Origin of the sequence: Salinivibrio sp. PR932 (genome assembly GCF_001996125.1) — a bacterium.
Classification (GTDB): domain Bacteria; phylum Pseudomonadota; class Gammaproteobacteria; order Enterobacterales; family Vibrionaceae; genus Salinivibrio; species Salinivibrio proteolyticus.
Genome location: NZ_MUFM01000033.1, coordinates 1 through 16,110 on the forward strand (window position 1 = coordinate 1; position 16,110 = coordinate 16,110).

General features: G+C 49.8%; 14 protein-coding genes. 6 read left to right on the plus strand and 8 right to left on the minus strand.

The window, feature by feature from the left end; translation table 11 throughout:
- Window positions 1-278: 278 nt before the first annotated feature.
- Both BZG84_RS13505 and BZG84_RS13510 read right to left on the minus strand, forming a co-directional pair.
- On the minus strand, window positions 279-791 hold the full coding sequence (locus BZG84_RS13505) for a GNAT family N-acetyltransferase (protein WP_158011502.1): 513 nt from the start codon (window positions 789-791) through the stop codon (window positions 279-281).
- Between the two features lie 11 nt (window positions 792-802).
- Window positions 803-1,204, minus strand: coding sequence for a GFA family protein (locus BZG84_RS13510; protein ID WP_077479644.1), 402 nt, complete (start codon window positions 1,202-1,204; stop codon window positions 803-805).
- A 345-nt stretch (window positions 1,205-1,549) separates the two neighbouring features.
- Between BZG84_RS13510 and BZG84_RS13515 the strand changes: the two genes are divergently transcribed.
- The 4 genes from BZG84_RS13515 (at window position 1,550) to BZG84_RS13530 (ending at window position 3,917) form a co-directional block, all read left to right on the plus strand.
- Complete coding sequence (locus BZG84_RS13515; RefSeq protein ID WP_077479645.1) at window positions 1,550-2,227, plus strand: hypothetical protein; 678 nt, start codon at window positions 1,550-1,552, stop codon at window positions 2,225-2,227.
- A gap of 172 nt (window positions 2,228-2,399) precedes the next feature.
- Window positions 2,400-2,735, plus strand: a complete 336-nt coding sequence (locus BZG84_RS13520) for a hypothetical protein (protein ID WP_077479646.1) — start codon at window positions 2,400-2,402, stop codon at window positions 2,733-2,735.
- A gap of 101 nt (window positions 2,736-2,836) precedes the next feature.
- Complete coding sequence (locus BZG84_RS13525; protein WP_077479647.1) at window positions 2,837-3,304, plus strand: CreA family protein; 468 nt, start codon at window positions 2,837-2,839, stop codon at window positions 3,302-3,304.
- A 46-nt stretch (window positions 3,305-3,350) separates the two neighbouring features.
- Window positions 3,351-3,917, plus strand: a complete 567-nt coding sequence (locus BZG84_RS13530) for a DUF1415 domain-containing protein (protein ID WP_241825801.1) — start codon at window positions 3,351-3,353, stop codon at window positions 3,915-3,917.
- Here BZG84_RS13530 and BZG84_RS13535 read toward each other — a convergent pair.
- The gene (locus tag BZG84_RS13535) at window positions 3,869-4,570 is read right to left on the minus strand and encodes a fumarylacetoacetate hydrolase family protein (RefSeq protein WP_077479649.1); all 702 of its coding nucleotides are present in this window, start codon (window positions 4,568-4,570) and stop codon (window positions 3,869-3,871) included. The genes BZG84_RS13530 and BZG84_RS13535 overlap by 49 nt on opposite strands.
- Before the next feature lie 157 nt (window positions 4,571-4,727).
- On the opposite strand from BZG84_RS13535, the gene BZG84_RS13540 reads away from it, so the two are divergent.
- Window positions 4,728-5,420 (plus strand): HAD-IA family hydrolase, encoded by a 693-nt coding sequence (locus BZG84_RS13540; protein WP_077479650.1) that lies wholly within the window; start codon window positions 4,728-4,730, stop codon window positions 5,418-5,420.
- Here the strand turns inward: BZG84_RS13540 and BZG84_RS13545 are convergent.
- On the minus strand, window positions 5,412-6,095 hold the full coding sequence (locus BZG84_RS13545; protein ID WP_077479651.1) for a GntR family transcriptional regulator: 684 nt from the start codon (window positions 6,093-6,095) through the stop codon (window positions 5,412-5,414). The two genes, BZG84_RS13540 and BZG84_RS13545, sit on opposite strands and share 9 nt — an antisense overlap.
- A 241-nt stretch (window positions 6,096-6,336) precedes the next feature.
- Between BZG84_RS13545 and BZG84_RS13550 the strand changes: the two genes are divergently transcribed.
- Window positions 6,337-9,177 carry a ligand-binding sensor domain-containing protein gene (locus tag BZG84_RS13550; protein WP_077678330.1) on the plus strand — a complete coding sequence of 947 codons (2,841 nt, stop codon included), beginning with the start codon at window positions 6,337-6,339 and terminating at the stop codon, window positions 9,175-9,177.
- 73 nt (window positions 9,178-9,250) lie between these two features.
- Here BZG84_RS13550 and putP read toward each other — a convergent pair whose 3' ends face one another.
- The 4 genes from putP to BZG84_RS13570 form a co-directional block, all read right to left on the minus strand.
- A complete protein-coding gene (gene putP / locus BZG84_RS13555) occupies window positions 9,251-10,747 on the minus strand; it encodes a sodium/proline symporter PutP (RefSeq protein ID WP_077678325.1) in 1,497 nt (498 codons plus the stop codon).
- Between the two features lie 47 nt (window positions 10,748-10,794).
- On the minus strand, window positions 10,795-11,505 hold the full coding sequence (locus tag BZG84_RS13560) for an aldehyde dehydrogenase family protein (RefSeq protein ID WP_077479653.1): 711 nt from the start codon (window positions 11,503-11,505) through the stop codon (window positions 10,795-10,797).
- A gap of 27 nt (window positions 11,506-11,532) precedes the next feature.
- Entirely contained in the window at window positions 11,533-14,646 is a 3,114-nt protein-coding gene (gene putA / locus BZG84_RS13565; protein ID WP_077479654.1) for a bifunctional proline dehydrogenase/L-glutamate gamma-semialdehyde dehydrogenase PutA, read from the minus strand.
- Between the two features lie 232 nt (window positions 14,647-14,878).
- Window positions 14,879-15,652 carry a helix-turn-helix transcriptional regulator gene (locus BZG84_RS13570; protein ID WP_069586778.1) on the minus strand — a complete coding sequence of 258 codons (774 nt, stop codon included), beginning with the start codon at window positions 15,650-15,652 and terminating at the stop codon, window positions 14,879-14,881.
- Between the last annotated feature and the right edge of the window lie 458 nt (window positions 15,653-16,110).

Below are 16,110 nucleotides of genomic sequence, written 5' to 3' on the forward strand. Positions count from 1 at the left end.
CAAATATCAGTACTAATGTGAGGGTTAAGTTAGTTCATTAATTAATCAAAAGAGACGTGGAAAGTATGAGTGTGTCGAAAAGGCATATAAGTACATGGACGGCAGCTAGTAAAATTTCTGTTTTAAAATTAATGGCCTATACATTATTGCAAAACTAGCCCCTCCCAATGCGTGTTATCAGCTTGTTACTGGTAAGATGAGTTCGATGTGCGAATGTATCCAGTTGTAGTCATATTGTGATATTTACCGTCATATCATCCGCACGGTCGAATCTAACGCTACCTCAGCGCTTTTTGGTAACAAATACCATCCATACTTTGTCCCGCGACACGGGCGATATTCGATACCGTGCCACACTCAACAAAACCATTGCGCATTAGTACGGTTTGAGAAGCAATATTGGTGGTCGCAGCCAGCGCATGCAGTGTATTTAGCCCATACTCACGTGCAACATCTAACGCATATTTTACGCCGCGAGAGGCCACGCCTTTACCCGTTTGCTCCTCAGCAATGCGATAGCCTAACGACCCTGTCCCTGATACCGCATCAATTTGGCTAATATTAACGCGACCAATAATGGCTTGGCTCGCATCAGTAATCAGCATGGGAATGTATTCGTTTTGCGCGTGAAGCATAAGCAGTGACTCAATATGCTCAGCAACGCCATCGAGGCTATAAAAAGCGTCTCCGCGACTATCAACGAAGGTTTCAAAATAGGTTCGATTAACCTGCTCAAACGCGAGCAACGCCTCTCGATCGTGGGTCGTCAGTGGACGCACTAACAGTTGCATAGTCTCTCCCATCAGTCAGGTCCATGTTCAAATTGTTTCAACGCTTCATTGGGCGAGTGCCAAGGCGCTTTGGACGCAGTATGAATGTGAAAATCCGGTGCATGGCGCGGTGGCGTATCGAGGATGCCAAGCCGAATATTGAGCAGCCCTTTCTTCACTTTATGTGAAAACAAACTCGCCCCACAGTGCGCGCAAAAGGCAAGTTCGGTTTCGTCACTTTTGGGGTAATAGCGGATATCTGACGCGCCCGACACAATCATCACTTTACTCTTTTCAATGCCACCCACGGATGAGTAATCAGCGCCAGTAAATTTGCGGCACTCAGAGCAATGGCAATTCCCCATATAAAGAAATTCATCTGGGAATGAGAGGTGTATTTTTCCGCACAGGCAACTCGCTTTGAGCGTTTTCATCAGCTTTATCCTTGTCCAACGAATTTAACGCCAGTGTATAAAAACACTAGAAACAAAGCGATCGTTATTCCTGATAATGCTGATGTAAAACAATTATTTAATGTCCTCCTTACTCTTTGCTCGCGAGTGAGCCTTGGCAACATAACACTGTTTACACTGTAAATAGTGTCCATTACCTGTCTCAACCCTGAACAAAAGGTGACTTTGTTCACATAATTATTGCGATTTTATGAATCCCTCCGTAATATCCGTCGCGACGGACAGATTAGTGAGACTAACGTCACAGTTGTGCCGCTAGCGTTTCCCATCGGACGGACTATTTGTATTCGAGCATCTGAGGTTGATATGAAATTGGCACAGGTTTCCTCCCCCGTTCGGACCGTGTTTCATGGTGCCGGGCAATTCCTAGCTATTGCGCTTTATTTTGCGGCTATCGCTGGCATTATTCATTACAGCGTCGCCGCCCATAACGTTGCCTCTGAGGCGTCATTGATTGAGCTTTCCCAGCTTATTTTATTGGCCGCGTCCGTATTTACTTTTCGACGTGTCGCGTATGTGAATCGCGCGTACAGCTCGGCTGCGTCGCTAATGAGTGCCTTTTTCTTAGTCCTAATGATCCGTGAGCTTGATGCAACATTAGATGTGGTTTTCCACGGTTTTTGGAAAATCCCGGCGCTCACCGTCACGGCACTCGCTCTCTGGCCAGCAGCCAAAAACTGGCGTGAAACGGCTGAAAGTCTGGCAAGGATCGTCACATCTAAATTCGCTCCCGTACTGATGGTCGCCTTAGCGCTGTTACTCGTTTACTCGCGTTTGTTTGGCATGGGCGTGCTTTGGGAGCAAGCGATGGGCGCCAATTACGTGCGTGATGTGAAAAGCATTGCAGAAGAAAGCACTGAGCTGATGGCGTATGCCATGATTTGGCTCGCGGCACTCGGCTATTGGTTTGAAGCACGTCGCGCCCAAACGATCGGCGAGACGCAACTCTCTCACTCTGTATCTGAGAACGACCTTTCGCTGTAACCGCAATAAACCTAAGCGGAATAAGCAACACAAAATGTAAGCGGCCAACGGGTCGCTTTTTTTATGTTTGCTTAAACACCAAACTGATGAGCTAGCTAGACGACCATGTCGGCGATAGTCGACACCGCCGCTTAATGCTATTATTAGTGTGAATAGGTTAAGGAACTCATATATGACTAAGTCGTTTTTCGCCTTGTTGGCGTTGTTATCATTTTGTGTGTATGCTCAACCCGAGTCCGACACCCCAGCTAACACGGGCCAAGTGGTGACCGAAAAAAACGAGTCTATATGTAAAACCACCTTTAGTCGCGAGATGTTCAATCAGCAGATGACATTTAGCGATCAGGACAACGACAAAAAAGTGCGCCGTATTGCGGAGCGAAAAATTGCGGCGGCACGAGAGGCGTTTGCGGAAACCGGTAGCTACTGTGACGCGGCTGATGTGCTGCTCACCTTTGAGCCCAAATCGCTGTCCAGTAAAGATGGTGACGCACAGTTTCGAGAGTAAGTCATCATTTCCCACCTTATTCATTTGGCGTAAAAACACACAGAAATCAGACTGTGTTAGACTGCTTGCCAACATTTATTCGGGCAAAACATAAGACAGTTATGAAAAAAGCACTTTGTCTCATTGCATTAAGCGTGATGCTATCCGGCTGTGATAACAGTGAGGTAGGCGATGTGAGTTTAGGCATGTTCACCATGAAAGACATCAAACTCAATCACTTGGTTGATCCTATCGTCACAGGCGTTACCTGCCATGTCGCCTCGGTAGAAGCCGACCTCAGCTTTGCCGATCCCAGCGACAGTGCAATCTCTTGTCGACAAACCGGTGAGATTACGCCCGAGATGATCGCACAAATTGATAAAAGCGACTCCGGTGAAGTAGTGTTCCGTAAATCAAAAAGTATCTTCTTTAAGTCTATGAAGATCCGTCGTATTTACGATGCCAAAAACCAAACTTTGATGTACCTGTCCTATTCCACCAAAGAAACCTCAGGCAGCTTTAAGCATAGCTTGTCGACCGTCCCGCTATGGGGTACCAAGGCGTATCAGCTAACGCCGCAAAAAGGCTAACAATTCACCGAATAAGCGGCTACCATAGCGGGCCAATAGACTAAAGATGCTCGCGATGAAAACGGTAGAATCTCGTATCGAGGCGTGGTTAGATGAAGTGGTTATCGGGTTAAACCTGTGTCCCTTTGCAGCCAAACCACGCCGAAATCAACAAATCAAAATAGATATCTGCACCGCGTGTGACGATGCTGATATTCTCGAAGCCGTATACCAAGCACTCACCGACTTGGCGCAGACGGATCTGGCGATCACAGACACGACCGTTCTCGTCGTCCCGAACGCACTCCATGATTTTGAACATTATCTCGATGTGCTATCGATGGCCGAGAACCTTATCGATCATTTTGGTTGGCGAGGGACTTTCCAACTCGCCAGCTTTCATCCGCAATATTGCTTTGCTGGCTGTGAACCTGATGATGCAGAGAACCTCACCAATCGTGCGCCTTATCCCTGCTTTCATTTGATTCGTGAAGACAGTATGTCGCGAGCACTTGCACATTACGGTCAGGATCCCGAGGCGATTCCGACACGCAATATCGCCTGTGTCTCTGCACTCACTGCCTCTCAGCGAGCCGCGTTGTTTCCGTGGTTATCCACTGACGAAGACGCATAAACGACGCGCGTTTCACCCAAATTGCACTTCCCTAGACGTAAGGTTAACTTGTCCCCATTAGCAAGGGGACCGACCCCTTCCGGGGTGCCGGTAAACACCACATCCCCAGGACGTAGCGGAAAGGTGTCACTCATATGAGCAATAAGCGACACGACCGATGTCAGCATGTGTGCCGTATGGCCTTGCTGTCGGAGTTCGCCATTGATCGCCAGTGAAAAGAAAACATCGTCCCAATTCTTTGGGGTTGCCATAAAGGGTGTTAACAGAGCGCTACCCGCAAACGCCTTCGCCCTCTCCCACGGCAGCCCCTGTGCTTTTAGGTAACTTTGTTGGTCACGTCGCGTTAAATCCAGTCCCAACGCCATGGCCCCCAGACCAGATTGTACCTCCGACGGTGTTGCCTCATACAACGGCTGGGTGATCAGAACTGCCAGCTCGGTTTCAAAATGCACCGGCGCAAACTTCTCTGCCAACGTCAGAGCGTGACCGAGCGGTTGGATCGCGCTTGGCGGCTTGATAAAAATCACCGGTTGTTCTGGAAGCGGGTTATTGAGTTCCGCCGCATGCGCCGCGTAATTTCGCCCGACACAATAAACCTGTCCGACTGGGAGTGCAATCACATTCCCGTTTATCCATTGGTGTTGATAATCCATACCCTTGTGATGCCATGTCGTTTAAAAGTCGATCCCTGACCAATTTTGATAACGAATTAATACAGATTGCAAGACACAGTTAGCATTTCAAAGGTCGCTGACTTGTTGATTTTCAACTCAGCGCTAACGATAAAGCGAGGCACACAAGGGAGCCACTATGGAGCACTTTAGTTTAGATGAACCAATTGCCTGCGTTATCTTTGACTGCGATGGCACCTTGGTTGATTCAGAGAAACTTTCTCACCAAGCCTTAGTTGCTACATTTGCGTCTTTCGGCGTGGCAATTGACTTGCAAGAATCATTGGATCATTTTGAGGGTGGCAAACTCACCGACGTGTTGCGCCAAACCTGTGAGCGCTATGCCGTGCAACTTCCTATCGACCAATTAGAACCAAGATTCCGTACCTTATGCCACCAGCTGTTTGAACAATCTTTACAACCCACTGCAGGTATTGAAGAAGTGCTAAAAACACTGGCTTCCCAAGGCATTGAGATGTGTGTTGCCTCCAATGGGCCGACCGAAAAGATGGCGCACGCGCTAACCCTGACCGGCTTAATGCCTTATTTTGAAAACCGACTCTTTAGCGCCTTTGATACCAACAGCTGGAAACCTGCGCCAGACTTGCTTCATTATGCTGCCATGAATATGGCATGCCCATCCCAACAGTGCATCTTTATTGATGATACCAATCGGGGCATTCAAGCGGGTATTAATGCCAACATGCGCACCATACATTTTAATGCCAACCCAAACGCGCTCACCACGACCCACCCATTGGTGCACCGCGAATACTCAGCTGAGGGGCTAAAGCAATTGTTTTCAAAGGCGTATGTAGCGATCTCACCTTGAATGGCTACTTAGCGCAATTGCATGTTGGCGCCACCATTCTTCGTCGACGCGAATGGCCTGTAATTGACCTGCTCGCTCAATCAACCAATGCCGCTCCAATTTCAATGCGGGTGTACCAACCGCCACATTGAGTGCCGCCATCGGCGCCCCTTCTAAGGCTTCCCAACGGCTGGTCCAGTGACATTGATGAATGGTTACATTGGCAGACAATTTCTCGCTCATCGTCTGCTGCTGATATTGTGGGTAGTAATCAGGTTGTAAGTAAGTGCGAACATACCCCACAGGTACGCCCACCGATGAGACAATGCCTTCTGCTTGATAAATCGCACTAAAGGGTGGCAAGTGCATCTGTTGGCTCATTTCTGCACTGGCTAGCGTCGTTGTTTCTTTTTGAATCGCAAACTGTCCGCCTTGTGCGGCGAAATCAGTCGTCCAGTCCATCAGGTCACTGGGGTTATACCGCCAAGGGTTCGGCGCAATAAACCAACCTCGGCGATCAAGCCGATAGATACGCCCTTCTGCTTCTAAAACCGCGAGTGCTTCACGCAAAGTGACACGCGTCGTGTGGAAAGCTTCCGCTAACTGCCGCTCTGAAGGCAGCTTTTGCCCGGGGTCGAGTTGACCACTGTTGATTTGCTCTAAGAGTTGCTGGCGGATCGCCATAAACTGCATCATTGAATTAATACGCCTAGCCAAGGTTTGCGTTTCTAATGTGATCTTTCTCAACTTGCCTATTAAAACCTGACCTCAAGGTGCCAGAACTAGACATAGGTTAAGATAGAATCGCCAGTCTACTTGGAATTGCAAACAAGAACAAAAGATGTGCCAACGGATTAAGCAGGCTTTATCAAGGATTAGACCATGCCACACGCTCACACTTTTAGTGTGTAGTTGGCTATTACTTTCTCTCGGCTTTATGACCCAAAGTCATGCCGATGATAACCAGCTATCCGATTATTTTATCGAAACGTGGACCTCTGCAAGTGGCCTGCCTCACAATAGCATTAACGCGATTGAACAAACCACAGATGGTTACCTGTGGTTCGCAACGTGGGAAGGCATTGCCCGTTACAACGGGCTGGAGTTTGTTCTTTTCGATCGCGGCCCCAAAACCCAGATGCAAGATTCCGGCACACGCGCGTTGGCGGTTGGCCCTAAAAATGAACTCTACGCGGGTGGCGCGCGCGGCAGTGTCGTGATGCGACAAGGGTTTTCATGGCACGCTTTACCGACCGCACCTAGTTTGGTGAACGATATTCTACGTGACGCTGACGGCGGTCTCTGGCTCGCTATCGAAGGCATGGGGGTTGTCCATTACACGGCTGAACAGCTGCAAATGCCCACTCCCCAGCCTACTCAATTTATCGAGACAATCAGTAGTTATCGTCTCGCGTTAGCGCCCAACAAGCATATCTATGCCGCCACAGAGAAAGGGGTTTATCTCTTATCGGCACAGCAGGGTGCCACACCCATCTCTCATCATAACCTGTTCGAAAAAGTGTTCTACGTTTCCACCGCTAACGATGGTGCTCTCCTCGTCGGCTCTGAGCATGGCGCTTGGCGATATCAACAACAGCGGTGGACACCACTCGATGGCGCCTTGCTTAACCAAGCCGTCACTCTGGTAGAGCAAGACAGTCAGGGGGCTTATTGGTTTGGTACGCTGAGCCGTGGCGTCGCCCACCTGAGCGATGGCGAACTCGATTTTCTCGACTATCATCGAGGGCTGCCTAACAACCGTATTTTATCTTGGTTTGAAGACAGCGAAGGCAGTATTTGGATTGGCACCAACGGCGGGGTCATGCGTTTACGCTATGCCCCCTTTGTCACCCTGACCGCAGACCAAGGGTTAGCAGGAAATTACGTTCGTACCGTCTTAGCAGGCCAAGACCATCACGTTTGGGTAGGCGCGAGTGAGGGGCTTAGCCAGATAGATACACAGCGTGGTAGTGCTCGAATACTAACGGATAATGTGTCGGTGCTCAGTCTTGCCCACCGCCGTCAAGGTGGACTCTGGGTGGGAACCTATCAGCATGGACTCCGGATTTGGCAAAACGGCACGCTGCATACGCCGCGCGGCATCAATGGTCACTTGCCAGATGATGAAGTCCGAGCGATTTTAGAGATGCCTGATAACACCTTATGGGTTGGCACACCTCGCGGATTAGCGAAACTCAACCAAGGGAATCTAGCCCAGCTTTATGATAACCAAAATAGCGATATGCCCGGCAGTTATGTCATGGCATTGGCGAGCGACCAACAAGGTAAAGTCTGGGTAGGAACCGGACGCGGGGTCAGCTATATTGAAGCGGGTCGATTACACACACTTGATCTCTCACAACAAGAGCAAGCTCAGTATGTCTTCGGCTTTTATATTGAGCCGGGATTTGTTTGGATGGCAACCGACCGGGGCGTGATTCGTTACTCGCAAACCGATGGAAGCCTTGCGCTTGTTGGTCGCCCGCAGGGACTACCGATCGATAAATTTTTCCAAATCATCAAAGATGATAGCGATAATTTTTGGTTGTCGAGTAACCGTGGTATTTGGCGCATTAACTATCAACAAGCGCATCAAGTGGCCGACGGTACGCGCCAACGCATCGACTTTGAGCATTATGATCAAAGCGATGGCATGGCAAATAACCAAGCCAATGGCGGCTCGTCACCCGCAGCGACGATAACACCAGACGGCTCCTTACTGTTTGCAACCGCCAAAGGCGTGGCCAGTGTAAGTCCGGAGCGGATTGCGCGCTTGCTCAGTCGCCCACTGCCTATCGTGATGCAACAAGTCCAATTTGATGGCAAGGATATTAACCCCGAAGCCAATGACATCGCGCCAGCGGGTACCAATCGCGTTCTCTTTTCTTACGCTGCGCTCGGCTATTCGATGCCAGAACAAATCCAATACCGCACCCAGTTGGAGGGGTTTGAGCTTGATTGGGCCTACCGGCACGAGAGTCATGATGCGGAATACACTAACCTGTCGCCGGGGGTTTATACCTTTAAAGTGAGTGCTCGCTACCCTTATGGGGAATGGAGTGACGATGTATTGCGCTACCAGTTCACTTTAGAGCCTTCGCTGTGGCAACGTTCGGACATACGCGCACTTGGCTTTTTCCTTTTTGTCAGTGCGGCGTACGGCATCTTTTTATGGCGTATTCAACGCTTACAACAAAAGCAATTGCAGCTGAAAGCCCTGGTCAAAGAGAAAACGCAGGCGCTGCAAGCGCAAGCCGATGACTTTGAACGGTTATCCAAAGAAGACCCTCTCACCGGGCTCGCAAATCGTCGTGCGTTTGATGAATATTGGCACCGTGCCTTTGACCAAGCACGTGAATCGGGCGAGCCATTGCAGGTCGCGATTCTGGATATTGACCACTTCAAACGGATTAATGATCATTACTCCCACTTAGTGGGCGATCTCATTATTCAACGTGTTGGTGCGTTTTTAAATCAAGAACAAAAACACTTACGCCATGTGGCACGCTGGGGAGGCGAGGAGTTTACTCTGCTGTTTGCTGGCAGCGTTGCCGACGGATTCAGCTATTTTGACCACCTGCGCCGCCAAATCGCAGCGCTAGACCTGTCTGATATTGATACCACGCTCTCGATTACGGTCAGCATTGGCATGGCGGGTAATCAGCAAGCCAGTGACTATGTCGATGGCCTTAAACGTGCCGATCAGGCGCTGTACAAAGCGAAACGCGATGGCCGCAATTGTGTCCGCCAAAGCAAAAGTGAAGCAATTGCTTGGTAGAGCGATGAGATCTAAAAAGGGAGCGTTTGACGCTCCCTTTTTCATGGTTCATTGCAGTCTCATGCCATCACGATTAAGGCATGGTATCTAAGCTTTTCTCGTATCCTTCAAATTGCTTAGAGACTGACTCGCTTGGACCACCGGTCAGTTTGCTGACGATGATCGCACCCAGACCGGCCAAGAAGAAGCCAGGGACGATTTCATACAAATCATAAATGCCACCCGACATCTGCTTCCAAACGACCACGGTGATCCCACCAATCAAGATGGCAGCGAGTGCACCATTACGGTTCATTCCACGCCAGAAAAGGCTCAGGAGCAAGGCCGGACCGAAGGCGGCACCAAAGCCTGCCCACGCATAAGAGACCAAGCCGAGTACCGAACTGTCTGGATCCATCGCAAGCCCCAGCGCAATCGCAGAAAGCAAGATCACAGCACCACGACCGACCATCACCACTTCTTGTGTGGACGCGTCAGGACGGAATACTTGCTTATAGAAATCCTCTGCCAATGCCGATGAAGAAACCAGTAGCTGTGAATCGGCGGTACTCATAATCGCGGCCAAAATAGCAGCTAACAGAATACCTGCAATGACGGGATGGAAAGCAGCATTCACCAACAGCATGAAAATTTTCTCGCCGTCTTTCAAATCACCGGTCATGTCATTTTGTACGTACAAAATCCCAACCAAACCGATCAACACCGCACCAAACATCGACAACGCAGACCAACCCACCGCAATACGACGCGCTGTGGTGATGTCTTTGTTTGAACGCGTCGCTTGGAAACGGGCCAAGATATGAGGCTGACCAAAGTAACCCAAGCCCCAAGCAGCTAATGAGATGATGCTAATCCACGTCAGCGGCTCACCGTTAACATCGCGCCAGAGTGTCATCAGCTCAGGATTGATCGCGGCCACATCATTGCCCAGTTTGAAGACACTGCCATCCATAATAACAAAGGGCACAATCAGTAGGGCTACCGCCATTAATAGCCCTTGAACCAAGTCGGTCCAAGAGACGGCTAAGAAACCACCAAACAAGGTATAGGACACAACACAAATCGTGCCGATCACAACCGCGGTGGTGTAATCAAAACCAAAGACGGTAGTAAAGAGTTTACCACCCGCCACCAAGCCTGAACTGGTGTAGAAAAGGAAGAAAAGCAAAATAAAGAAGGCCGAGATCGTTTGCAGAAGCTTTGACTTGTCTTCAAAGCGACGCGAGAAGAACTCAGGCAATGTCAATGCATTGTCGACTTCAATACTGTACGTACGCAGGCGCTTGGCACAAATCAGCCAGTTGAGGTAGGTCCCTAACAGCAAACCGCCTGCTAACCAAAGTGATTCCATTCCAGCCGCATAGGCATAGCCAGGAAGGCCAAGCAGCAACCAACCACTCATATCTGACGCACCGGCCGACAGTGCCGCAGGCCAAGGACCTAATGAGCGGCCACCGAGAAAATAATCCTCGGAGTCGGAGGTACGTTTATACGCATATATACCAATGACAAGCATCAGTATGAGATATGCAAGAAACGTGGCACTGATGGCATAGCTATTGTCTATCATATCTGTCCCTCAATTACGTGGCCCCTTCCGGGGCCATCTCTGGAAAGTTAATGTTCACCACTGCCGAGTTCCAGAAGCGTGGCATTACCACCTACAGCAGTGATATTAATTGTGCGGGTGCGCTCGGTCACAAAACGCAGCACATAGTCAGGCGCGCCGATAACCGGATACAGCTGGGTATCGGACTCTGCGACCAGTGCTGCAATCACACCCTGTCGTTGTGCAAGCTGACGATTGACATCACGTACGTGTGTAAGCGTGCCTGTCGTCGCTAAACCCACAATATTGGGATGCGCCAAGAGCGGCGCGTTGGTATCAAGGTCAACACGAATGGCAACCCTGTCCGGACACCCTGCTTTAACCAAATCGGCCAACACGGCATCCGCCATATCGGTGTGAGTGCCCTCTACACTCACCACCACACAATTACCTGCCACCAACGCAGCCGCTAACTGCCCACACAGTGCGACATGCGTCAACGACGCATCACCTGTGATAGCAAACGTCCCGCGACCAACGGTATACAGCTCGTTGGTTTCCCCGGTTGGGCCAGGTAACTCGTGTACTTTATCGAGCAAACGCTCGGCATTATCACACTGAAATCGAATCATTTTTGCTGCGTCTGCAAAGGCTTCACCTCGTGCTGACACTGTGTCAGACCAACGCTGCAATAGCGCGATACGGCCTGCGACACCTTGATCGTTCCAGTCTTCCCATACCGCTTCACATTGCTCAATGATGCTATTTAATTGGTTCATTTTTCTCTCCTGATCCTTTCAACCGACTTATTGGGCATTCACCGTCGCTTGAGTAAAGCGATACAAGTAATGCGGGCCACCCGCTTTCGGACCAGTGCCCGATAAACCACGACCGCCGAATGGCTGAACGCCAACCACAGCACCAACTTGGTCACGGTTGACGTAACAGTTACCAACGCGTGCACGATGTTCAATGTGCGCACAGGTGGTTTCATTACGGCTATGTACGCCCATCGTCAGGCCAAAGCCAGTACGGTTAATGTCATCAATCACCTTGTCCAACTCTTCAGCGCGATAGCGCACAATGTGAAGGATGGGACCAAAGTGCTCTTCACTGAGCTGATCGATGCTCCGGATCTCAAAGGCCGTTGGCGGCACAAAGGTTCCTTGGTCACACTCAGGAGAGAGCGCAACTTGCGTGACTAACTTGCCACTGCGTTTCATTTGTTCGATATGCGCGAACAACTTGTCCTTCGCGGTCTGATCTATGACTGGACCAACATCCGTCGACAGCAATTCTGGGCGGCCAACAGACAGTTCAGCCATTGCGCCTTTGATCAAGGTAATTACACGATCGGCGATATCTTCTTGGATATAAAGCACGCGAAGCGCTGAACAACGCTGGCCTGCCGACGCAAATGCTGAGCGCAATACGTCACGTACCACTTGCTCGGGTAAGGCGGTGCTGTCGACGATCATGGCATTTTGACCGCCGGTTTCTGCCACCACAGGCACAGGGTCGGCATCTCGCTCTGCCAAGGTACGCGTAATACGCTGCGCCGTTGGCGTCGAGCCCGTAAAGGCCACACCCGCAATACGCGTATCTTGCGTCAAGGGAGCGCCAACCACAGGCCCACTACCCGGCAAGAGTTGAATAACGCCCGCAGGGATCCCCGTTTCAAGCAACAACTCGATAGCGCGGTAAGCAATGATCGAAGTTTGCTCTGCAGGCTTAGCAACCACTGTATTCCCAGCAACCAGAGCGGCACTCACTTGCCCCAAGAAAATCGCCAATGGGAAGTTCCATGGGCTGATACAGGTGAAGACACCGCGTCCGTGATAGCTCACCGATTGTTGGGTACCATCAAAGCCTTGGTAGCTAAACGGAGCCGCCTGAAGCTCCATCGCTTGCTGCGGGTAGTAACGCAAGAAGTCAACAGCCTCGCGCACTTCATCAATACTATCGTGAATAGTCTTCCCTGCTTCTCGGTGACATATAGCCACCAACTCGCCCAAATTCGCTTCCAGTTTATCAGCAAGGTCAAGTAAGTACTTACCACGCTCGCTCACATCGGTTTTTTGCCATTCAGGGAAAGCTCTCGCCGCATTATCCAGCGCTTGGTTAACCTGATCAGCCGTGGCCCAATCCACACGCCCGACCACTTCGTTGCGATCATAAGGAGCATGCACAGGGTGGCTATCACCTGATGGTCGTTCGCCATTCACAATCGGGCCGGCTTGCCATTGGTAATCTCCCATAAAGGGCGCGACACTATCGGTGAATGGTTGCCATTCAGACGCAATGTCCGTTGCAACGCCTTGTGAGTTTTGACGGGTCGGTCCGAAAATCTCACTCGGCAGCGGAATGCGATCATTGTGCAACGTCGCATGCCCTCGCAAGATATCGACAGGGCTGGCAATCAGATCCTCAATAGGGCAACGTGCATCAACGAGACGGTGAACGAAAGAGCTGTTGGCGCCGTTTTCTAACAGACGGCGGACAAGATAGGGCAGCAAGTCTTTGTGGCTACCCACTGGTGCATAAATGCGCACATCACTATTAAATAGGCCTTTGGCATGGTTATACAAGGCGTCACCCATGCCATGTAAGCGTTGGAATTCAAAATCCTGATGGGTCGCCATTGCCGCAATCGCCGCGATAGTATGCGCATTATGACTGGCAAACTGAGGATAGATGAGGCCACGCACGTGATCGCTCAGCAAGAAACGTGCACACGCTAAATAGGACACATCGGTGGCTTCTTTACGGGTAAATACCGGATAGCCATGATGACCGGTTTGCTGACACAGTTTGATTTCACTGTCCCAATACGCACCTTTCACCAATCGCATTGGGATCAAATCACCTTGTTCTTTCGCCAGCGCCGCCAGCCAAGTGATGACAGGTAACGCACGCTTAGAATAAGCTTGCACGACGAGACCAAACTTGCCCCACCCTTTGACGGCATCGTCACGATAGAGTTTTTCAAACAAAGCCAGAGACAGCTCGAGACGATCGGCTTCTTCGGCATCGATGGTGATGGCGACATCTTTTTCTCGTGCACGTTTAAGCAAAACCAATACCGTCTCAAACATTTCTGTCATCACACGATCTTGATTCGCGACTTCATAACGTGGATGCAGCGCAGAGAGCTTGATGGAGACTGACGGCGACGGTCCTGAGTAGCTCGATTTTGCCGCGCCAACCGCATCAATGGCCTGTAAATAATCATTGAGATACTTGCGCGCATCATCGGCCGTTAGGGCCGCTTCTCCCAACATGTCAAAGGAATAGGTAAAGCCTTGGCTGCGCGGCGTCTCACCGTTTTTTAACGCCTCGTCGATATCTCGGCCCAGCACAAATTGGTGACCCATGATTTTCATCGCTTGATGCATCGCTTGACGAATCACAGGCTCAGAGAGCTTATTCACTAAACGATTGATCACAGATGCAGGTTTTCCTTCGGTGCTCTCATCCAAAGTCACCACTTTTCCCGTTAGCATCAGCCCCCACGTTGAGGCATTCACGAATAGCGAGTCAGAATGACGCAAGTGTGCTTTCCAATCGGCAACGCTGAGTTTGTCACGGATGAGTGCATCGGCGGTATGCGCGTCAGGAATGCGCATCAGTGCTTCTGCTAAACACATCAGCAAAATACCCTCGCGCGTGTCTAGGCTGTATTCCAGCAACAACGCATCAATCATTTGCACGGCTTTCTTATCCGCACGAACTTGTTCAATGAGCTTGGTCGCCTGGCGGCGTGTTTGTTCACGCTCTGTCTCTGACGGCTCAGCAAGAGGGATCAATTGGGTTAGCCATTCACTTTCATCAACACAGTAAAGTGGCGATATTTCAGACCAAATCTGCGCTAGCGGACGCTCGATAAACGATGGCTGCATAGCATCGATGGCTTTAAACATAGTGGTATCCTCACTCACGTCCTTCCCAACTTGGGCAGGAAAATGTTACGTCATTGTTACTTGGCGATCGATTCTATGCGGGGTCTATCGTCAGGGTCTTACAAAAAGCTCCGGCATTATTGCAAAATCCTCCGGTAATTAACAAACAAAGCTGTCGATCGCCATGCTTCCATAACAAATAGGACGCATGACGACGATAAAAATAGGCACGAGATCGCGTTGTGAACAAACGCTAAGGAGTCAACTTAAACTTTGCGGGTGAAACACCAAAATAGCGTGAAAACGCATTAGTAAACCCACTTTGACTGGAGAAGCCACAACTGTCAGCGATTTGCGCCATCGTCAAATCACTTTCTTTAATCAGTTGCTTCGCCAACGCGAACCGCTTTTCCAACACATATTGATGGGGAGTCATCCCAACTTGTTCTTTAAACAGCTGATGGAATTGGCTTTCTGCAAGAAAAACACTACCAGCTAGCTGGGCGACGGTAATCTTACGACTCATATGTTGGTGAATATAGCGGTCAATGATATCCATGTTGAGCCGATGACCATCTCGACGTGGCGAAATATGGTCACGAAAATGGCGGTGCAACACACACATCAGAGTATCGGCACACGCCCGACTGAGCAGTAAATCGGTTGGATTAGCAATCATTTCTGCCGTTAACGCTTTAATCAAGGTCTGAGCCTGAGTGTCGAGCTGAAAATACGCATCACGTTCAAAAAGACGAGCGATATTGTCATGCATCGACGCATGCCCAACCCATTCTTGATACGGTAAGTTAATCACCAATATTTCATTGCGTCCCACACCGGTAAAGGCGTGCTCTTCAGATTCTGTTACCAAGCACCCCTGTCCCGGGCCAACGAGGCTTCCTCGCCCACCGACATCAAATTCCGTTTGTCCTTGCAGCCCTATCACCACTTGTTTGTAATCATGGCTATGGTGCAATTGCTGGCTGGGTAACGCTATCACTTCAGACACTTTCGGCGTCTTTGCCATTGACCGTCACTATCACCGTTAACCTATGTCGCATTATTTTGTCACGATTATCAGTAGCACGCGATCATCATCTTTCGGAACTATGATCAAGAACCTCTATTTTTACGGCCGATGTCATTTGGACTAAAAAAATGCGGAAGATCCCTCATTTTTGATTAATAGATCAGCGTAGAAGAACAAAAAAGACAAGAAAACAATGACAGTGTCAGCTGCTAAGCTACTGTCTATAAAGCGGTTAAAGGCGATGCGATGAGAAACCTCTCTGCTTGATCATCGTTTCGAGGCGATCAATGGAGATCTTAGCCTTGATCATGGTTCCGTCACACGCGTCGTCACACAATCTTATTTGAAGCGCGGCGGCGCTTAAGGTAATCTCGCGTGGATATTAAAAACAATGAACACAGTTGCACCGATCACGTCGCAGAATGCTGACTGCCGTCAAATAATTAACACGGTTT